We start from the raw sequence: 20692 nt of genomic DNA, 5'->3' as shown, positions 1-20692 counted from the left end.
TTATTAAGCAGAGAATGAAGCAGTATCAACTTTGATACCAGGGCCCATTGTTGAAGTAACAGCTACGTTCTTCATGTATGTGCCTTTTGCTGCTGCCGGCTTAGCTTTTACCATAGTTTCGAAGATTGTAGTGAAGTTTTCAACTAACTTGCTCTCTTCGAAAGATACTTTACCGATTGGTACGTGAATGTTACCAGCCTTATCAACGCGGTATTCTACTTTACCAGCTTTGATTTCGTTAACTGCTTTTTGAACGTCAAATGTTACTGTACCAGTTTTAGGGTTTGGCATTAAACCTTTAGGTCCTAATACACGACCAAGTTTACCAACTTCCCCCATCATGTCTGGAGTAGCTACGATTACATCGAACTCGAACCAACCTTGTTGGATTTTGTTGATGTAGTCAGCATCGCCAACGTAGTCAGCGCCTGCAGCTTCAGCTTCTTTAGCTTTTTCGCCTTTAGCGAATACTAATACACGTTGAGTTTTACCTGTACCGTTTGGTAGTACTACTGCACCACGAATTTGTTGGTCAGCTTTCTTAGGGTCAACTCCTAAACGGAATGCTACTTCTACAGTTGCATCAAATTTAGTTGTGTTTGTTTTCTTTACTAATTCAATCGCTTCTTGTACTGAATAAGTTTGTGTACGATCTACAAGCTTAGCAGCTTCAACGTACTTTTTACCTTTTTTAGCCATTTTTATTTCCTCCTTATGTGGTTTTAACGGAATAACCTCCCACTAATAAAGGTTGCGAGCATAGGAAAACTTCCATTTCTCGCAACCTTCTAACACCCAATCAAATGGAATTAGTCTTCAACTACGATTCCCATACTGCGCGCTGTACCTTCTACCATGCGCATTGCAGATTCAACGCTAGCAGCGTTTAAGTCAGGCATTTTAGTTTCAGCAATCTCACGCACTTTGTCACGCTTGACTGTTGCAACTTTATTACGGTTTGGTTCACCAGAACCAGACTCAATACCAGCCGCTTTCTTAAGTAGTACAGCAGCAGGTGGAGTTTTCGTAATAAATGTAAATGAACGGTCTTCAAATACCGTGATTTCAACAGGAATGATAAGACCAGCTTGATCAGCTGTGCGAGCGTTAAACTCCTTACAGAAACCCATGATGTTAACACCGGCTTGACCTAATGCAGGACCAACTGGTGGCGCTGGATTTGCTTTACCTGCAGGAATTTGTAACTTAACAAGTTTAATTACTTTTTTAGCCACGAGACACACCTCCTTAAGTCCGTGATGTGGTAATAGGGCGATGCCCTCCCACTCAATGTTCTTTATATATAAAATAAAGAAATAGTTGTTTTAGTCTCTAGTTTTGAGACATACTGACTTATGAAATATTAACATTAAACTTCATGAATTGCAAGGTCTTAAAGATTATATTTTTTCAATTTGTGTAAAGTCTAGCTCTACTGGCGTTTGTCTTCCGAACATATCAACATGAACCTTAACTTTGCGTTTATCTGTATCGATTTCTTCAATGGTACCTTCAAAGTTAGCAAACGGACCTTCTTGAACCAATACTGTTTCCTTTAGTTCAAAGTCGAAGTCAGCATGCTGCTCGTCCATGCCCATTTGTTTTAAGATCATTTCTACTTCTTCTGGTAGAAGGGCAGTCGGCTTTGAGCCTGAACCTGCTGAACCTACAAAGCCCGTAACACCAGGTGTATTACGAACTACATACCATGAATCATCCGTCATGATGATTTCAACTAATACGTAGCCTGGGAATACTTTTTTCTTTGTGATTTTTTCTTTGTTGTTCTTAATTTCTCTTTCTTCTTCTTCAGGAACAACAACGCGGAAAATTTTATCTTGCATACCCATTGTTTCTACGCGCTTTTCTAAGTTTGTTTTTACTTTATTTTCATATCCAGAATAAGTATGAACTACATACCAATTTTTCTCCATTTCTGAGGACTATACGTCCTTCCCTCCCAGCTCACTATAAAATAAGATGTCCTAATCTATTGCACAGACAACGCACTAGGAAAATAGTTGACCCCTAGCACAATCATTCTTAAAGCAAATTAAAAAACCCGTCTCCGGGCTTTTCTGAAAAAAACATAATTTAGCTTTATTATACCATGATTTAAGTCAATTTATTCAAGGGATTAAACGAATAAGTGACGAAATTCCGTAATCAACTACTACAAAAAAGAGTGTCATAAATACAACTGTAGAAATAACAGTAATTGTATAACGAGTTAGCTCATTTTTTTTAGGCCAACTTACCTTCTTCATCTCACGCCCAACATCACGCAAGAAATTTCCTACACGGTTCATGTTTGTAACCTCCAATAAAGTAAAAGGGGTATTAGTCTGTGCAGATTATTGATCTACTTTGTTTCACGATGAATCGTATGTGCGTTACACGTTTTGCAAAACTTCTTCATCTCTAAACGCTCTTCGTTTTGCTGTGTATTTTTCATAGTCGTATAGTTACGACTAGCGCATTGCACACACGCAAGTACAACTTTTTTACGCATAATGTCAACCACCTATAAAGTGATAATGTCTATAAAAAAGTATCACAGACTTTCTTAGCATGTCAATATGAGGATAAAGGCTACATTGTGATTTCGCGAATCTCGAGGTAGCGCTCCAATTTTCTCTTCACACGCTGAAGTGCATTATCGATGGATTTGACGTGGCGGTTTAACTCTTCTGAGATCTCTTGATAAGATTGACCATCTAAATAAAGAACGAGAACTTTTCGCTCAAGGTCACTTAACAGTTCAGCCATCTTTAATTCAATATCATCAAACTTCTCTCGATTAATGAGCAACTCTTCTGGATTTGCTACTTTTGTCCCCGAAATAACATCCATTAGGGTTCGGTCGGACTCTTCATCATATATTGGCTTGTCCAATGATACATAAGAGTTTAATGGAATATGTTTTTGCCTTGTTGCGGTTTTAATAGCGGTAATGATTTGCCTGGTAATGCAAAGTTCAGCAAAAGCTTTAAACGAAGTTAACTTATCTTCTCTAAAATCTCTAATTGCCTTATATAACCCTATCATACCTTCTTGTACAATATCTTCACGGTCTGCCCCAATTAAAAAATATGACCGCGCCTTTGCTCGCACAAAGTTTTTGTATTTATGAATCAAATACTCCAATGCGTCAATATCGCCTTTATGCACAAGATCGACAACTGTTTCATCTTCTTGTTGTTCGAAATGAGCATGCAGTTTTCTCCCATAATTATCGCCCATATCGATCCCCCCGACCGCACAGTAGATAGAAATATTATACAGTAGCTAATTCTGTACCGTCAATAACCTCACCGCTGTCCCCGACGCCATTTTTCGAAAATTTCGGCTACTTGATTGGAAAGTTGAATACGTGCCGCTGGCTTTTGATTTTGAATAGACTTCACATCAAGATTAATATGTTTCTCGATTTGCTCAATTTCGTTGTATAATTCTCGAGCAGAAATTCTAAGCGCACCTTGTCCAAAGATTGCCCACTGCTCTGTAAAATCAGATGTGGCAACATAAATCTGTGTTTTCACATTGTTTAGCTCTTGAGCCAGCTTTTCAATGTACTCATCCGCTGTTTCATTTTCTCTTGTAAATACAACGTCAACCTTATGATTTTTTGCCTTCTTTTCAATTCCTTCGACCATGTGAGCATCGAATACAATAATGACACGATAACCCATATACGCTTGATACTCTGCCATTTTTTCGATTAACAGGTCTCGAGCACTGGCTAAATCATTATCTCTAAGCTTTCTTAGGTCCGGCCACGCACCTATCATGTTATAACCATCCACCAGTAGAATATCCATTTTTATTCACCTAGAGGATGACGTTTTCGATAAACCTCATACATGAGAAGACTGGCTGCTACAGATGCATTTAACGATGTAACATGCCCAACCATTGGAAGCTGTACAAGAAAGTCGCATTTTTCACGAATCAAACGACTCATGCCTTTTCCTTCGCTTCCAATCACTAACGTAAGCGGCATACCTCCATCTAAATTGCGGTAATCGTCGCTTTCTTTCGCATCTGTTCCAACAATCCATACGCCTCGATCTTTTAATTCATCAATCGTCCTTGATAGGTTTGTTACCCTTGCTACGGGAATATGTTCAATCGCTCCTGTAGACGCCTTTGCTACAGTCGCTGTTAATCCGACTGAACGGCGCTTTGGAATAATGATACCGTGTGCGCCAACAGCATCGGCTGTTCGCATAATAGAACCTAAATTATGTGGATCTTCAAGCTCATCTAACAGAAGAAAAAACGGACTTTCATTACGTTTTTCTGCTAAGTTAAATAAATCATCTAACTCTGCATACTGATAAGCAGCAACTTGTGCAGCTACTCCTTGATGAATACCGTCTACCATTTGCTCAATTTTCTTTTTTGGTACAAACTGCACCAATACACCATTACGCTTTGCTAACTGCGTGATTTGTCCCATAGAACCGCCTTGCGATCCTTCAGCAATCCATAGTTTGTTAATGTCGCGCCCAGACTTTAGGGCTTCTAGGACCGGATTACGCCCAATGATAAATTCATGTTCCATGATTCATTCCTCCCTCTCCTTCATCAACGAAAGAGATAGCTTTATTAATAAGTTCCATCATTCTTTCTTCTTTACCTAAGAGATACAAATAGCCTATGACCGCTTCAAATGCCGTACTGTAGCGATACGTTTGCACATCTGTATTTTTAGGTACTGTACCGGACTTCGCATTACGTCCCCGGCGCAGTACACCTTCTTCTTCTTCTGTAAAAAAGTTTTCGTTTTTAAAATAATACACGATTTGCGCTTGTGCTTTTGCTGATACATATTTTTTAGCTTTATTATGAAGCTGGTTAGGGCGCACTGTCCCTAACACCAGCAGGTGGCGGCGAACATGTAAGTCAAACACCGCATCACCCATATAAGCAAGAGCTAAGCTATTTAGCTGTTTTACATCTAATTTACTGCTGCTCATAACACTATTATCCTCTTTTCCATCTTGTTCCTTGCGACGTGTCTTCTAAGATAATGTTTTTAGCTTTTAATTCATCTCGAATTTGATCTGCTAGTTGGAAATTACGATCTTTACGAGCTTGAATGCGATCTTGAATCAATTGATCGATTTCTTCGTCTAAAAGCTCAGCTTCTCCAAACGTAATGCCTATTGCGGAACCTAATTCTTTAAATTCTTTAATAAAGGCTTCAATTACACCTGTAGACGTTGTTTGTTCTAATAAATACAAGTTAGCTTGCTTTGCTAGCTCAAACAGAACAGAAATGGCATTTGCCGTATTAAAATCATCATCCATTTCTTTAACAAACGTTTCACGAAGCTCTTTTAGCTTTTCGAACCATTCTGAAGTATCTTCTTGAAGATTTGTTGCTGCCTCTAGACGGTGAGTTAGGTTACCGTAGGCTGTTTGCAGGCGTTCAAACCCTTTGCGCGTATTCTCTAAAATTTCTTCGTTATAGTTAATCGGGTGACGATAGTGAACAGATAAAATAAAGAATCGAAGTAGGGAAGGATCATGCTTTTTAATAATGTCGTGGACTAACACGAAGTTCCCTAGTGATTTAGACATCTTTTCATTGTCAATATTGATATATCCGTTATGAAGCCAGTATTTCGCAAACGATTTCCCAGTGAGAGCCTCTGATTGGGCAATTTCATTTTCATGATGAGGGAAAGCTAAGTCCTGGCCACCTGCGTGAATATCGATTGTATCACCTAAATACTTGCGTGCCATTGCTGAGCACTCAATATGCCAGCCCGGTCTTCCTTGACCCCAAGGGCTATCCCAAGCAATCTCTCCATCTTTGGTTGCTTTCCAAAGAGTAAAGTCTAATGGATCTTCTTTCTTTTCTCCAACCTCTATACGAGCACCGGATTGTAATTCATCAATGGATTGGTGTGATAATTTGCCGTACCCCTCAAACTTACGCGTACGATAATATACATCACCCTCTGACTCATATGCATAGCCTTTTTTCACCAGTTCATCGATGAACTCAATAATGATATCCATATTTTCAGTTACGCGTGGGTGCACATCAGCATGCTTGCATCCAAGAGCCGACGTATCTTCAAAGTAGGCATCAATGAAGCGATTTGCGATTGTTGGAACATCTTCTCCTAACTCTTTTGCCGCCTTAATTAATTTATCATCTACATCTGTGAAGTTTGAGACATACTCCACATCGTAACCTCTAAACTCCAAATAACGGCGCACCGTATCAAATACAATCGCAGGACGTGCATTTCCAATATGAATGTAGTTATAAACAGTTGGTCCGCACACGTACATTTTGACTTTGTTTTCTTCTAACGGTACAAACGTCTCTTTTTGACGTGTTAACGTGTTATATAGCTTAATTGCCATGGTGAATCTTCCCTTCTTTTAATTCCTTTAATTGATTTTGCAGATGTAAAACTTCTTTCTCTAGCTGTTTGAAACGCTCTGCATCTGGATCTGGCAAATCTTGATGATTCAAATCTTTTGGAATTCGGACGCCATTTTGAATGACGACTCGGCCAGGGATACCAACAACCGTTGAATTTTCTGGAACGTCATTTAATACAACTGATCCTGCTCCAATTTTGGAGTGCGCATGAATCGTAATCGATCCCAGCACCTTAGCACCTGTTGCGATTAAGACATTGTCTTCAATCGTCGGGTGACGCTTTCCTTTTTCTTTCCCTGTTCCTCCGAGTGTTACTCCTTGATATACTGTTACATTATCTCCAATTTCGCACGTTTCCCCAATAACAATTCCCATTCCGTGGTCAATAAAAAATCGGCGGCCAATTTTAGCACCCGGATGAATTTCAATCCCTGTGAAGAATCGACTAACTTGTGAGATTACACGTGCTAGAAAAAACCACTTTCTTTTAAAAAGCCCGTGGGCTAATCTATGTGCCCAAATAGCATGCAACCCCGAATAGGTTAATATCACTTCAATATAACTTCTTGCTGCAGGATCTTGTTCAAATATGGCCTCAATATCTTCCTTTAACAACTTTAGCATCATCTCACCCCAATTCCGCTATTCCCTCTATCTATTCATTGATTGTATAAAAAAACGCCCCTATGTCAAATGACACAGAGACGTATATACGCGGTTCCACTCTGTTTGGATCAACAAACAATCCCAACTCTGCTCTCATAACGTGAAAGTACCCGCTTTTGCCTACTTACTTATTAGCATTCAACAAAAGACTCAAAGGCGCACTTCAACAAGTTTTGTCATAGGTTACTTTCAGCCGGTGATAACCCTCTCTGATATGCAATGAACTTGCCTACTCTTCCTTCTCAACGATATCCATATTTGATTATTTTATCATATGGGCAAAATAGAAATTTGTTAACTATAAATGCTTTCTAAACGAGCTAAAACTGTTTCTTTTCCTAAAAGAGAAATAGCTTTTGGAAGTTCAGGACCATGTGTTTCACCTGTTGTTGCTACACGAATTGGCATGAATAGTTTTTTACCTTTTTGACCTGTTGCTTTTTGTACAGCTTTTGTTGCTGCCTTAATCTCATCAGCGCTGAATTCTTCTAAAGAAGAAATCTCTTCACCAAATGCTTTTAACACTTCGGGTACTTGCTCTTCAGCAAGCACTGCTTTTGCTTCTTCACTGTAATCAATGTCTTTCTTAAAGAACATTTCAGTAAGTTCAACAATCTCAGCGCCAAAGCTCATTTGTTCTTGATATAGAGCAACTAAGTCACGTACCCATTGTTCTGTTTCTGCATCGCGCGTTTCTTCAACTTTTCCAGCTTTCACTAAGTGAGGAACTGATAAAGCTACTACTTCGTCTAAATCCAACTGTTTCATGTATTGGTTGTTCATCCAACGTAATTTGCTTGTATCAAATAGCGCTGGAGATTTTGATAAACGAGCTGGATCAAAGATTTCAATGAACTGTTCTTTCGAGAAGATTTCTTCTTCTCCTACAGGTGACCAGCCAAGCATTGTAATAAAATTAAACAGTGCTTCTGGCAAGTAGCCTAATTCTTTATATTGCTCGATAAACTGAATGATTGACTCGTCACGCTTACTTAGCTTGCGACGATTTTCATTTACAATTAATGTCATATGACCAAATACAGGAGGCGTCCAGCCTAAAGCTTCATAAACAAGGATTTGCTTCGGTGTATTAGAAATATGGTCGTCTCCGCGAAGAACATGCGTCATCTCCATTAGATGATCATCAATTGCTACAGCGTAGTTATATGTTGGCGTACCGTCTTTTTTCACAATAACGAAATCACCAATGCCTTCAGACTCAAATGATACTTCATCTTTTACAATATCGTTCCACTTAATTTCTGTGTTACTAGGAACACGGAAACGAACGCTTGGCTCACGACCTTCTGCTTCTAGTTCAGCACGCTGTTCAGCTGTTAAGTTACGGCACTTACCTGAATAGCGCGGCATTTGGCTGTTCGCTTGCTGTTCTTCACGCTCTTTTTCAAGCTCTTCTGAAGTACAGTAACAGTGATAAGCTAATCCTTTTTCAAGAAGTTCTTCCGTATACTTCTGATAGATTTCCGTACGTTCAGACTGACGGTAAGGACCGTATTCACCGCCTACATCGATACTCTCATCCCATTCAATACCTAACCATTTTAAATAGCGCAGCTGACTTTCTTCTCCGCCTTCAATATTACGCTTTTGGTCTGTATCTTCAATACGGATAATAAATTTACCGTTTTGATTTCGTGCAAATAAATAATTAAATAGTGCTGTTCTTGCATTCCCTATATGAAGATGTCCAGTTGGACTCGGGGCATAACGAACTCTTACTTCGCTTGACATAACTAAGATGACCTCCAATTTAATATTACTTATAGTATGTATTTATATATTTTAGACATGTTCTAATTTTATCACCAAATAGGTATCTGTCAAAGTCAACTGTTCTTATTTTTGATAAACTAAAACGGCTGCTTGAGCGGCAATTCCTTCTTCGCGTCCTGTAAAGCCTAACTTTTCTGTTGTTGTTGCCTTGACATTAATTTGAGAAATGCTTGTTTCTAACAGTTGTGCAATACGCTCTCTCATTGGTTCAATGTAAGGAGCCATTTTAGGCTTTTGCGCGATAATGGTGCAATCTACATTGCTTAATTCATAGCCTTCATCTTTTAGCAGTTTCCATACGTGTTGAAGAAGCTTTGCTGAATCAGCATCTTTAAATTCAGGGTCTGTATCTGGAAAGTGCTTTCCGATATCTCCTTTAGCGGCTGCTCCTAATAATGCATCTGCAATTGTATGCAACAGCACATCTGCATCTGAATGGCCTAATAATCCTTTTTCATACGGAATTTCTAAACCTCCGATGATTAAAGGTCTTCCTTCTGCAAATTCATGTACGTCGAAACCTTGTCCTACTCGAATGTTCATTTTCCCACTCCTTCAGCCCTGTTTAACTTTGTTAATATAGCTTCCGCATATAACAAGTCTTCTGGTGTTGTTAGTTTTATATTATCGTAATTTCCTTCTACAATCGATACTTTTTGCCCCGCTTTTTCTACTAAGCTTGCATCATCTGTACCTAAGTATTCATTTGCTTTTGCTTTTTCGTGCGCGTCCATTACTACATCAAAAAGAAAAGCCTGCGGCGTTTGGATAGCCCACAAGCTAGAGCGCTCAACTGTTTCAATGACAGTACCCCGTTCCACACGCTTAATGGTGTCTTTTACTGGAACAGCTAGCACAGCAGCCTTATCACTAGCAGCTTTTTCTACTAACTCATGGATTGTGTTTTGTTGCACAAATGGACGGGCACCATCATGAATTAACACCATCTGAGCCTGCTTTAAACTCTTAAGGCCGTTATAAACGCTATGTTGACGTTCATCGCCTCCAACTGTCAATGATTGAACCTTTTGGATTGGATATTTGGTTAATAACTCTTTAAACATCTCTACTTCTTTTTCGTTTACAACTAATACAATCCCACTGCACCAAGGATCTTGTTCGAACTTTTGCAGCGTATGAATGATAAGCGGAACGTTTTGAATGGTTAAAAACTGTTTGTTCCGCCCCGCTTTCATTCGCTTCCCCTGCCCTGCAGCTAAAACGATAATTTCATACTTCATAGGTATACTCCCTTTACCTGTTACATCACAGTGCTTTTTCTAATAACTTTGGTTTCGCAAAAATCATACGGCCTGCTGAGGTTTGAAGTACACTCGTCACCAGTACATCAATTTGCTTTCCAATGTAATTTCTTCCTTCTTCTACCACAATCATTGTGCCATCATCAAGATAGGCAATGCCTTGATTGTGCTCTTTACCGTCTTTTATAACCAATACGTTCATTTCTTCTCCCGGAAGTACAATTGGCTTGACCGCATTTGCTAAGTCATTGATATTCAAGACACCCACATTTTGAAGTTCGCATACTTTATTTAAATTAAAATCGTTTGTAACGACCAACCCAGAAGTCAGTTTTGCCAATTTAACCAGCTTACTGTCCACTTCTTGAATGTCTTCGAAATCGCCTTCATAAATCTCTACCTTCATTGCCAGGTCTTTTTGAATACGGTTTAGAATATCTAGACCTCGTCTACCTCTGTTTCGTTTTAACACATCCGATGAGTCAGCAATATGCTGAAGTTCTTCAAGTACAAAGCGCGGAATAACAATTGTTCCGTCTAAAAATCCTGTTTGACAAATATCTGCGATACGGCCGTCAATAATAACGCTTGTATCTAAAATTTTAAGAGACTTTAATGATTCTTCGTTATCTGAATCTTCTTCTTGTCCTTTTTTCTTCCCAATTCGAGCTGGCATGGAAAACACATTTACAAGCTCATCACGCTTTTTAAAGCCGACTTGAAACCCTAAGTATCCTAAGAGAATACTTAGAAAGATTGGTAAAATTGTACTTACTACTTGAAGTTGAATTCTGCCTAAAAATGCTCCGACCAAGTAGGCTACAATAAGCCCTAAAATCAATCCTAAGCTACCAAAAAGCACATCCGTTACAGGCGCCTTCAGCAACGCCTCTTCCACTCGACGAATTAATTCAACTATATAATCAACAATCCAAAACGTGACAAGGAAAAACAAAATAGCTCCCAGTATTGCATCGACGTAAGGTTTTTCTAAAAATGCTACATCTTGTAGATTTAATAATTGAATAAGTTCAGGTATAAAAAAGACGCCCAATGTACCACCTGTAATAATAAAAAATAACTGTACAAAACGTTTTAACACGCCTTCACCTCCCTTTATCATTATAAACAGTTTACAATGATTGAAACCTGTTATTTAACCAAAAAGCAGAATTTGTAAACAAACTGTCACTTTTTTTGTATTTTCACAATATCTTAATGAATCAAACATTTAATGTCAATTAATATCCTATAGCTGATGGTTTGTGAGATGCTGCTCTTTTAGTCTTTTTAGGCCTTCTCTTATTTTCCGCGCTCGAATTTCACCGATACCTTCTACCTCATCCAACTCTTCTACTGAGGCATCTGCTATTGTTTTTAAATCTCCTAATTCATCAATGAGATTCTCAATAATAATAGATGGAAGCCTTGGAATTTTATGAAGCATTCGATACCCTCTAGGAATAACGCTGTCTTCAAAGCTTGTATACATGGGATATCCCATTAAGCGAAGGAGCGTTTGGTCATCGAGAAGAACATTATTTGACGGCTGCTGCATGCGCTCGATTACTCGGTAAGGATCCAAGCTGAGGTCATACATATAATCTTTAATTAATAAGGTTGCTTCTTCCTCTAAGTGAGAAAGTAGTTCATTCATTTGAAGACGAATTAGCCTTCCTTCTGTTCCTAACTCGCTAATATAGCTCAAAATCTCATTTTTAATACGCAGAACCATTTCTGTACGATGAAGCGACTGCAGCACATCTGTATGAGTTACTTGCTCTTCAAACTCTAATGCACTGAGACTTGTAATCGATTCGTCTAATACTGCCTTATACTTTTCAAGGGTTCCAAGCGCTTGATTCGCTTTTGCTAAAATGACACTAATGTCCTTCAATACATACTGCAGAGATCCTTTGTAAAGCGTAATCACATTTCGTCTTTGTGAAATGGCTATCACCAATACACCTGACTGCTTAGCTACTCGCTCTGCTGTACGGTGACGCATTCCTGTCTGTGAAGAAGGAGTAGAGGGGTCTGGCATGAGCTGAGCATTAGCAAATAATATCTTGCTTCCGCTATCGTTTAAAATAAGCGCTCCGTCCATTTTGGCTAATTCGTATAAATGCGCAGGTGTAAATGCACAATTAATCGAAAATCCTCCATCTACCATCTTTTTAACTTGTTCATTGTAGCCCATAACAATTAAGCCGCCCGTCTTTGCCCGCAATACGTTATCGATACCATCCCGAATAGGGGTTCCTGGTGCTACAAACTGCAGAATTTCTGATATTTGTTTTTGACTAACTGTTGTTTTTTCTCCTTCCACTGCTTATCCTCCTAATGTATATTGCAGAGCCTCCGCTACTGTTGATACCCCAATCACATCAATACCATCTGGGACTTTCCATCCACCTAAATTTTTCTCCGGGATAATAATTCGTTTGAACCCTAACTTTACCGCTTCTTGAACACGCTGTTCAATTCTAGATACTCGGCGTACTTCACCTGTTAACCCTACTTCTCCTACGATGACATCTGTAGCGCTAGAAGGAGCATCTCTGAAGCTTGAAGCAATACTAACGGCTACAGCTAAATCGATTGCTGGTTCATCTAATTTCACTCCACCCGCTACTTTTAAATAAGCATCTTGATTTTGCAGCAGCATTCCTACACGCTTCTCTAAGACAGCCATGATAAGCGAAACACGGTTATGATCTACTCCCGTAGCCATTCTTCTAGGGTTTCCAAAGCTTGTTGGACTGATTAGCGCCTGTAACTCTACTAATACGGGTCTTGTCCCCTCCATTGAAGCAACAACAACCGAACCTGCTGCTCCCTGAGACCGCTCTTCTAGAAAGATTTCAGATGGATTCAATACTTCTTCTAGTCCACTTTCTTTCATTTCAAAAATGCCCATTTCATTTGTAGATCCGAATCGGTTCTTAACCGCTCTTAATATACGATACGTATGATGACGCTCGCCTTCAAAATAAAGAACTGTATCTACCATATGTTCAAGAAGTCTCGGACCTGCAATGGCCCCTTCTTTCGTTACATGACCCACAATAAAAATGGCAATTCCATTCGTTTTAGCAACGCGCATGAGTTCAGCTGTACACTCTCGCACCTGTGAGACACTTCCTGGCGCTGATGTTACATCGGCATGGTAAATGGTTTGAATTGAATCAATTACCACAAAATCAGGCTGCATGCTTGAAATGGCCTCTAGTATTAATTCTAAGTTTGTTTCTGAGTGAACATAAAGCTCTTCAGCTTTTACACCTAGCCTGTCTGCTCTTAACTTAGTTTGTTTGGTTGATTCCTCTCCTGAAATATATAGTACTTTATTTTGTTTCATCGCTAACTGCGCGGAGGTTTGCAAAAGTAAAGTAGACTTTCCGATACCCGGATCTCCCCCTATTAAAACGAGTGACCCTCTGACAATACCTCCTCCTAATACACGATTTAACTCTGCAGAAGGCGTGAAAATTCGTGGTTCTGTTGTAGATTCAATCGCTGTAATTGACTGGGGCTTTTGAATTTTAGAAGCGGTAGCTCCAGAAAAAGCTCCTCGGCGTGATGATTTCGTTTCTTCCATTTCTTCTACCATGGAGTTCCAGCTTCCGCATCCAGGACATTTTCCCATCCATTTTGCTGATTCATATCCGCAATGCTGACATGCAAATTTTGTTTTTCGTTTTGCCATTATGTTATCAATCTCTCCGTTCATTCAATCGATTTCTATCTCTATTGTACACTATTTTGTACGCTAAAATAAAAAGGGAGGCATACGTGTTTTTTCGTATGCCTCGTCTTGGTTTGAGTAAATTTAGCTGATGCTGCTTGGAGCGGAGGATTTGACGACAAATTCTCCTTTGTCTACATCTAGCGTCACTTTCTGACCTTTTTGAACAACTCCTTTTAGCAGCTCTTCAGATAAACGGTCTTCAATATGTTTTTGAATTGCTCTACGAAGTGGACGAGCACCGTATTCTGGATCAAAACCTTCCTCTGCAATCTTATCAATTGCTTCTTTTGTTAGCTCAAGATCAATGTCTTGCTCTTTTAAGCGTTTTGTTAACTGATCCGCCATTAATTTAACGATTTCAGCTAAGTGAGATTTCTCTAATGAATGGAAGACGATAATTTCATCGATACGGTTTAGGAACTCTGGACGGAATGCGCGCTTCATTTCCGCCATTACTTTTCCTTTCATATCTTTGTAGTCTTGCCCTTCTGCTTCTACTGTGAATCCTAAGTGCTTGCTTCGTTTTAATGTATCAGCACCCACGTTTGATGTCATAATTAAAATCGTATTACGGAAATCAACTGTACGGCCTTTTGAATCTGTTAAGCGTCCATCTTCTAATACTTGTAATAAAATATTAAATACATCTGGATGTGCTTTTTCAATTTCGTCTAAAAGAACAACTGAGTAAGGTTTTCTTCTTACTTTTTCAGTTAACTGGCCGCCTTCCTCATATCCAACATATCCTGGTGGTGAACCTACTAAGCGTGAAGTAGAATGTTTCTCCATGTACTCAGACATATCGATACGAATCATTGCATCTTCATCGCCAAAGATTGATTCCGCTAATGCGCGTGCAAGCTCTGTTTTACCAACCCCTGTTGGCCCTAAGAAAATGAATGAACCAATTGGACGCTTTGGATCTTTTAAGCCTGCTCTAGCACGGCGCACAGCTTTTGCAACTGCTTTTACCGCTTCTTCTTGCCCAATTACACGAGAGTGAAGAATCTCTTCCATGTTCAGCAGTCTTTCTGTCTCTTCCTGTGCAAGTTTAGAAACTGGTACACCCGTCCAGCTCGATACCACCATCGCAATATCTTCTACGGTTACAGCTGAGTTTTCTTTACCTTGCTGCTCTTTCCAAACTTTCTTTGTGTCTTCTAATTCTTCGCGTAGGCGTTGTTCTGTGTCGCGTAAAGATGCTGCTTTTTCAAATTCTTGGCTTTGAACAGACGCATCTTTTTCATTGCGTACTGATTCTAATTTTTGCTCTAATTCCTTTAAATTTGGGGGCGTTGTAAATGAACGTAAACGCACTTTTGAACCAGCTTCATCAATTAAATCGATTGCTTTATCCGGTAAGAAACGATCTGAAATGTAGCGATCTGATAGTTTCACCGCTTGTTCAATTGCCTCATCAGAAATAGATACTCGGTGATGCGCTTCATAACGGTCACGAAGCCCTTTTAAGATTTGAATAGACTCTTCCAACGTTGGTTCATCCACTTGAATTGGCTGGAAGCGACGTTCTAAGGCTGCATCTTTTTCAATGTATTTTCTGTATTCATCCAGTGTCGTAGCACCGATACACTGAAGTTCTCCACGAGCAAGAGACGGTTTTAAAATATTAGAGGCATCGATAGCACCTTCTGCACCACCAGCGCCAATTAATGTGTGTAACTCATCAATAAAGAGAATGATGTTACCTGCTTGACGAATTTCATCCATTACTTTCTTCAAGCGATCTTCAAATTCTCCGCGGTATTTTGTACCCGCAACGACTGTTCCCATATCCAAAGTCATAACGCGTTTGTCCCGTAAAATTTCTGGAACTTCATTGTTAACGATTTGCTGAGCCAGACCTTCAGCGATTGCCGTTTTACCGACACCTGGCTCCCCAATTAATACAGGATTGTTTTTTGTACGTCGGCTTAACACTTCAATAACACGCTGAATTTCTTTTCCACGTCCGATAACAGGGTCTAAGCTTCCTTCGCGCGCTACAACTGTTAAATCGCGTGCTAAGCTGTCTAGTGTAGGCGTATTGGCATTTGAAGAGCCTCCGCCTTGATGGCTTGAAGCAGCTTCATTGCTACCTAACAAATGAAGCACTTGCTGACGAGCTTTATTTAGGCTGACGCCTAGATTATTTAAAACGCGTGCTGCAACGCCTTCACCTTCACGAATTAAGCCTAGTAAGATATGTTCTGTTCCTACATAAGAGTGACCAAGCTTTCGCGCTTCGTCCATTGAAAGTTCAATGACTTTTTTCGCTCGAGGTGTATAATGAATGGTCTGCGTTAATTCTTGGCCTCTGCCAATTAATGCTTCCACTTCTTTTTGAATTTTTTCAGTGCTTAGGCCTAGAGCAGAAAGAGCTTTTGCTGCAATTCCTTCACCTTCACGAACGATACCTAATAAAATATGTTCCGTTCCAATGTTGTTGTGACCTAGGCGTAGTGCTTCTTCCTGTGCTAAAGCTAATACTTTTTGTGCGCGCTCTGTAAATCTACCAAACATCATATAATCGTCACCCTCCACGTTTAATTTATGTTTTTATTTATAGTGAGACGTTCTCGAATTAAGGTGGCTCTTTTAATATCTCGTTCTTGAGGCTTTAAGGGACCTCCCGAATACTTTTGCAAAAAGCCTGGCTGCGTCATAATGATAAGTTCATTCAATATATTTTGACTCAGTCCTTTTATATACCCTAAATCGATTCCTAATCGAACATCTGATAAACATTGTGAAGCTTCTTTTGACTCAATAATACGGCTATTGGCCAATACTCCATATGAACGATACACTCGATCTTCCAACTCTAAATGAGATGTTTTAAACAGCGCGTCTCTTGCAGAATGCTCTTGTGTAATCAACTGCTGTACGACACTATTTAAATCTGCCACAATATCTTCTTCAGATTTCCCTAAGGTTATCTGATTAGAAATTTGAAAGATATTCCCTAAAGCTTCGCTACCTTCTCCATAAATTCCTCTCACCACTAAGCCAAGCTGGTTAATAGCAGGAATAATACGATGAATTTGACGGGTCATCACTAAAGCCGGCAGGTGCATCATCACAGATGCACGTAGCCCAGTACCCACATTTGTGGGACAGCTGGTTAAGTACCCTCTATTTTCATCAAACGCATAATCTACGTATTTCTCAATCCAATTATCTACTTTATTTGCTGTACTTAAAGCTTCAGATAATTGGAGGCCCGGAAATAAACATTGTATGCGTAAATGATCTTCTTCATTAACCATAATACTCAAATCTTCTTTTCCTGATAAAAAACAAGCTCCATTGTTATCTCCTTCAGCCAAGTTAGGACTGATAAGGTGCTTTTCAACTAACACTTGCTTTTGAAGAGGCTGTAATTCGTTCATCTTTAGTAAATGCAAATTCCATTGATTGGTGTTTTCACTTTTTTGAAAAACTTGCTCGAATACTCGAACCACTTCAACCGCTTGTTCTTTAGAAAAGAGAGTTGGAAAAAGATAATGAGTTAAATTTCGAGCCAGCCTGATTCGACTGCTTAGAACAATATCTGAATTTGAAGCTTCTTGACGCATCCAAGAGCTAACAGGCTGGGAAAAGAACAAATCCTGGGACATGAATTACGCTTCCTCCTCTCTCGATTCGTTCATCTTCTTTTCTAGTAATCGAATATGATCTCGGAGTTCGGCTGCTTTCTCAAACTCTTCTTTTTCGATATACTCTTTTAAGTTCAATCTCAATGCCTGTAATTCCTTTTTTAAATGAAGATTACTTGCAATTCGTGCAGGTATTTTTCCGTGATGTAGATAATTACCCCCATGCAGCCTCTTTAGGAAAGGAACAAGAGGTCGCTCAAATGTTTTGTAGCAGTCTGCACATCCAAACCTGCCGATTTTAGCAAACCTTTGATATGTCATGCCACAAGTGGGACAAGAAAGAACCTCGTGATTTTGTTGTTTATAGCTTTCTGTCACTGCTGGGTCTAAGTTAAGCAGGCCAGCTAGTAAATTATTGATTGAAAAACCTTGCTGATTTGAAAAGGAAAATGTATCTCCATTTTCTGAAGCACACTGTTCACATACATGCATCTCCGTCTTTTCACCATTAATAATTTTTGTGAAGTGAAGAGTTGCAGGTCTCATTTCACATTGCTGACAAATCATCCTGTCATCACTCCCTGTTCTAAATAAAATAGATCATGAGTTTATCGATAGCGTAATGAATTAAGCATTGCTTTTAGAAGATTAGCTCTAAGTTCATCACGATAAGGAAGTTCAATATTAATAACTGAACGATTGATAACACTCAACATGATTTTTGCTTCTCGTTCTGTGATGACTTTTTCTTCAACCAATCTAATAATGACGTTTTCAGCACTTACTTGTGAAATTTCATTTTGAATCATGTCAATTACTTGCTGAAACAGATCCGCTGCATCATGCATTTTTACCTTTGCAATACGAATAAAACCGCCGCCGCCTCGCTTACTTTCTACAAGATAACCTCTCTCAACTGTAAAACGGGTATTGATAACGTAATTAATTTGCGACGGAACGCATTGAAACTTATCAGCAATCTCACTGCGTCTTATTTCAACAATTTCTCTTTCACTTAATTCAAGTACTTGTTTTAAATACTGTTCGATAATGTCAGAGATATTTGGCACGTTGCCCCCTCCTTCTGACTTTGACTATATTTGACCTTAATTTAAATATAAAAGGAAACGAAAAAATTTTCAACTATGTACTATTAAAGTTTATTCTTTACTTTTATCGTTGCCACTAAATTTTATTTCAAAACCTGCAAATAGTGAATTTTATTGTTCTTATTATACTTTTTCATAAAATAAATAAATTGTAAACAAAAAAGGACTAGCTAAAATAGCTAGTCCTTTTTCAGGTGCCTGGCAACGTCCTACTCTCACAGGGACAAAGTCCCAACTACCATTGGCGCTAAAGAGCTTAACTTCCGTGTTCGGTATGGGAACGGGTGTGACCTCTTCGCTATCACCACCAGACATGAGATTGTTCTCTCAAAACTAGGTAACAGTTCGCTGAGTAAAGCTTACGCTTTTAAAGTTTGGTTAAGTCCTCGATCGATTAGTATCAGTCAGCTACACGTGTCGCCACGCTTCCACCTCTGACCTATCAACCTGATCATCTTTCAGGGATCTTACTAGCTTGCGCTATGGGAAATCTCATCTTGAGGGGGGCTTCATGCTTAGATGCTTTCAGCACTTATCCCGTCCACACATAGCTACCCAGCGATGCCTTTGGCAAGACAACTGGTACACCAGCGGTGTGTCCATCCCGGTCCTCTCGTACTAAGGACAGCTCCTCTCAAATTTCCTACGCCCACGACGGATAGGGACCGAACTGTCTCACGACGTTCTGAACCCAGCTCGCGTACCGCTTTAATGGGCGAACAGCCCAACCCTTGGGACCGACTACAGCCCCAGGATGCGATGAGCCGACATCGAGGTGCCAAACCTCCCCGTCGATGTGGACTCTTGGGGGAGATAAGCCTGTTATCCCCGGGGTAGCTTTTATCCGTTGAGCGATGGCCCTTCCATGCGGAACCACCGGATCACTAAGCCCGACTTTCGTCCCTGCTCGACTTGTAGGTCTCGCAGTCAAGCTCCCTTGTGCCTTTACACTCTACGAATGATTTCCAACCATTCTGAGGGAACCTTTGGGCGCCTCCGTTACATTTTAGGAGGCGACCGCCCCAGTCAAACTGCCCACCTGACACTGTCTCCCGGCCCGATTAGGGCCGCGGGTTAGAATTTCAATACAGCCAGGGTAGTATCCCACCGACGCCTCCACCGAAGCTAGCGCTCCGGCTTCTCAGGCTCCTACCTATCCTGTACAAGCTGTACCAAAATTCAATATCAGGCTACAGTAAAGCTCCACGGGGTCTTTCCGTCCTGTCGCGGGTAACCTGCATCTTCACAGGTACTATAATTTCACCGAGTCTCTCGTTGAGACAGTGCCCAGATCGTTACGCCTTTCGTGCGGGTCGGAACTTACCCGACAAGGAATTTCGCTACCTTAGGACCGTTATAGTTACGGCCGCCGTTTACTGGGGCTTCGATTCAGAGCTTCTCCCAAAGGATAACCCCTCCTCTTAACCTTCCAGCACCGGGCAGGCGTCAGCCCCTATACTTCGCCTTGCGGCTTCGCAGAGACCTGTGTTTTTGCTAAACAGTCGCCTGGGCCTATTCACTGCGGCTCTCTCGGGCTATACACCCTACCAGAGCACCCCTTCTCCCGAAGTTACGGGGTCATTTTGCCGAGTTCCTTAACGAGAGTTCTCTCGATCACCTTAGGATTCTCTCCTCGCCTACCTGTGTCGGTTTGCGGTACGGGCACCTCCCGCCTCGCTAGAGGCTTTTCTTGGCAGTGTGGAATCAGGAACTTCGGTACTATAGTTCCCTCGTCATCACAGCTCAGCCTTAATGATGAGCGGATTTGCCTACTCATCAGCCTAACTGCTTGAACGCGCATATCCAGCAGCGCGCTTACCCTATCCTACTGCGTCCCCCCATTACTCAAACGGCGGGGAGGTGGTACAGGAATATCAACCTGTTGTCCATCGCCTACGCTTTTCAGCCTCGGCTTAGGTCCCGACTAACCCTGAGCGGACGAGCCTTCCTCAGGAAACCTTAGGCATTCGGTGGACAAGATTCTCACTTGTCTTTCGCTACTCATACCGGCATTCTCACTTCTAAGCGCTCCACCAGTCCTTACGGTCTGACTTCGCTGCACTTAGAACGCTCTCCTACCACTGACATCTAAGATGTCAATCCAC

At 40.4% G+C, this 20692-nt stretch carries 21 protein-coding genes, 2 rRNA genes and 1 other annotated feature; all 23 genes read right to left on the bottom strand.

Annotated elements, in window-relative coordinates; translation table 11 throughout:
• Positions 1 to 3: 3 nt before the first annotated feature.
• On the bottom strand, positions 4 to 699 hold the full coding sequence (gene rplA / locus ACLHDF_RS31000) for a 50S ribosomal protein L1 (RefSeq protein ID WP_013054915.1): 696 nt from the start codon (positions 697 to 699) through the stop codon (positions 4 to 6).
• A gap of 110 nt (positions 700 to 809) precedes the next feature.
• Positions 810 to 1235: a 50S ribosomal protein L11 gene (gene rplK, locus ACLHDF_RS30995; protein ID WP_013054914.1), complete on the bottom strand. Its 426-nt coding sequence runs from the start codon at positions 1233 to 1235 to the stop codon at positions 810 to 812.
• A 165-nt stretch (positions 1236 to 1400) separates the two neighbouring features.
• Positions 1401 to 1934: a transcription termination/antitermination protein NusG gene (nusG, locus tag ACLHDF_RS30990; protein ID WP_014462032.1), complete on the bottom strand. Its 534-nt coding sequence runs from the start codon at positions 1932 to 1934 to the stop codon at positions 1401 to 1403.
• 195 nt (positions 1935 to 2129) lie between these two features.
• Entirely contained in the window at positions 2130 to 2309 is a 180-nt protein-coding gene (secE, locus tag ACLHDF_RS30985; RefSeq protein WP_013054912.1) for a preprotein translocase subunit SecE, read from the bottom strand.
• A gap of 53 nt (positions 2310 to 2362) precedes the next feature.
• Positions 2363 to 2512, bottom strand: a complete 150-nt coding sequence (rpmG, locus tag ACLHDF_RS30980; protein ID WP_013081365.1) for a 50S ribosomal protein L33 — start codon at positions 2510 to 2512, stop codon at positions 2363 to 2365.
• 80 nt (positions 2513 to 2592) lie between these two features.
• Positions 2593 to 3243 (bottom strand): RNA polymerase sporulation sigma factor SigH, encoded by a 651-nt coding sequence (gene sigH / locus ACLHDF_RS30975; protein WP_013054910.1) that lies wholly within the window; start codon positions 3241 to 3243, stop codon positions 2593 to 2595.
• A 68-nt stretch (positions 3244 to 3311) separates the two neighbouring features.
• Positions 3312 to 3821, bottom strand: coding sequence for an NYN domain-containing protein (locus tag ACLHDF_RS30970; RefSeq protein WP_413922206.1), 510 nt, complete (start codon positions 3819 to 3821; stop codon positions 3312 to 3314).
• A gap of 2 nt (positions 3822 to 3823) precedes the next feature.
• Positions 3824 to 4567: a 23S rRNA (guanosine(2251)-2'-O)-methyltransferase RlmB gene (rlmB, locus tag ACLHDF_RS30965; RefSeq protein ID WP_014462034.1), complete on the bottom strand. Its 744-nt coding sequence runs from the start codon at positions 4565 to 4567 to the stop codon at positions 3824 to 3826.
• Entirely contained in the window at positions 4557 to 4982 is a 426-nt protein-coding gene (locus tag ACLHDF_RS30960; RefSeq protein WP_413922205.1) for a Mini-ribonuclease 3, read from the bottom strand. The genes rlmB and ACLHDF_RS30960 overlap by 11 nt, the downstream gene beginning before the upstream one ends.
• Positions 4983 to 4989: 7 nt before the next feature.
• Positions 4990 to 6387: a cysteine--tRNA ligase gene (gene cysS, locus ACLHDF_RS30955; RefSeq protein WP_413922204.1), complete on the bottom strand. Its 1398-nt coding sequence runs from the start codon at positions 6385 to 6387 to the stop codon at positions 4990 to 4992.
• Positions 6377 to 7033, bottom strand: a complete 657-nt coding sequence (cysE, locus tag ACLHDF_RS30950) for a serine O-acetyltransferase (RefSeq protein ID WP_413922203.1) — start codon at positions 7031 to 7033, stop codon at positions 6377 to 6379. Before cysE ends, cysS begins: the two co-directional genes overlap by 11 nt.
• A gap of 73 nt (positions 7034 to 7106) precedes the next feature.
• Positions 7107 to 7330 (bottom strand) — a binding site (T-box leader).
• Positions 7331 to 7369: 39 nt separating this feature from the next.
• Positions 7370 to 8827, bottom strand: coding sequence for a glutamate--tRNA ligase (gltX, locus tag ACLHDF_RS30945; RefSeq protein ID WP_413922202.1), 1458 nt, complete (start codon positions 8825 to 8827; stop codon positions 7370 to 7372).
• 105 nt (positions 8828 to 8932) lie between these two features.
• A complete protein-coding gene (gene ispF / locus ACLHDF_RS30940) occupies positions 8933 to 9412 on the bottom strand; it encodes a 2-C-methyl-D-erythritol 2,4-cyclodiphosphate synthase (protein ID WP_251399839.1) in 480 nt (159 codons plus the stop codon).
• Complete coding sequence (gene ispD, locus ACLHDF_RS30935; protein ID WP_413922201.1) at positions 9409 to 10110, bottom strand: 2-C-methyl-D-erythritol 4-phosphate cytidylyltransferase; 702 nt, start codon at positions 10108 to 10110, stop codon at positions 9409 to 9411. Before ispD ends, ispF begins: the two co-directional genes overlap by 4 nt.
• A gap of 25 nt (positions 10111 to 10135) precedes the next feature.
• Positions 10136 to 11233 (bottom strand): PIN/TRAM domain-containing protein, encoded by a 1098-nt coding sequence (locus ACLHDF_RS30930; RefSeq protein ID WP_413922200.1) that lies wholly within the window; start codon positions 11231 to 11233, stop codon positions 10136 to 10138.
• Positions 11234 to 11380: 147 nt separating this feature from the next.
• Entirely contained in the window at positions 11381 to 12460 is a 1080-nt protein-coding gene (gene disA, locus ACLHDF_RS30925; protein ID WP_413922199.1) for a DNA integrity scanning diadenylate cyclase DisA, read from the bottom strand.
• A gap of 3 nt (positions 12461 to 12463) precedes the next feature.
• A complete protein-coding gene (radA, locus tag ACLHDF_RS30920) occupies positions 12464 to 13840 on the bottom strand; it encodes a DNA repair protein RadA (protein WP_413922198.1) in 1377 nt (458 codons plus the stop codon).
• 123 nt (positions 13841 to 13963) lie between these two features.
• Entirely contained in the window at positions 13964 to 16405 is a 2442-nt protein-coding gene (clpC, locus tag ACLHDF_RS30915; protein ID WP_413922197.1) for an ATP-dependent protease ATP-binding subunit ClpC, read from the bottom strand.
• A gap of 20 nt (positions 16406 to 16425) precedes the next feature.
• Positions 16426 to 17499: a protein arginine kinase gene (locus ACLHDF_RS30910; RefSeq protein WP_413922196.1), complete on the bottom strand. Its 1074-nt coding sequence runs from the start codon at positions 17497 to 17499 to the stop codon at positions 16426 to 16428.
• A 3-nt stretch (positions 17500 to 17502) separates the two neighbouring features.
• Complete coding sequence (locus ACLHDF_RS30905; RefSeq protein ID WP_413922195.1) at positions 17503 to 18045, bottom strand: UvrB/UvrC motif-containing protein; 543 nt, start codon at positions 18043 to 18045, stop codon at positions 17503 to 17505.
• 41 nt (positions 18046 to 18086) lie between these two features.
• Positions 18087 to 18548, bottom strand: a complete 462-nt coding sequence (locus tag ACLHDF_RS30900; protein WP_413922194.1) for a CtsR family transcriptional regulator — start codon at positions 18546 to 18548, stop codon at positions 18087 to 18089.
• 235 nt (positions 18549 to 18783) lie between these two features.
• A 5S ribosomal RNA gene (gene rrf, locus ACLHDF_RS30895) occupies positions 18784 to 18899 on the bottom strand.
• A 62-nt stretch (positions 18900 to 18961) separates the two neighbouring features.
• A 23S ribosomal RNA gene (locus ACLHDF_RS30890) occupies positions 18962 to 20692 on the bottom strand; the annotation flags it as partial.

Origin of the sequence: Priestia megaterium, from assembly GCF_046599315.1 — a bacterium.
Classification (GTDB): domain Bacteria; phylum Bacillota; class Bacilli; order Bacillales; family Bacillaceae_H; genus Priestia; species Priestia megaterium_F.
The sequence above is the reverse complement of the archived record's forward strand: the minus strand, read 5'-3'. Positions and strand labels throughout refer to the sequence as shown.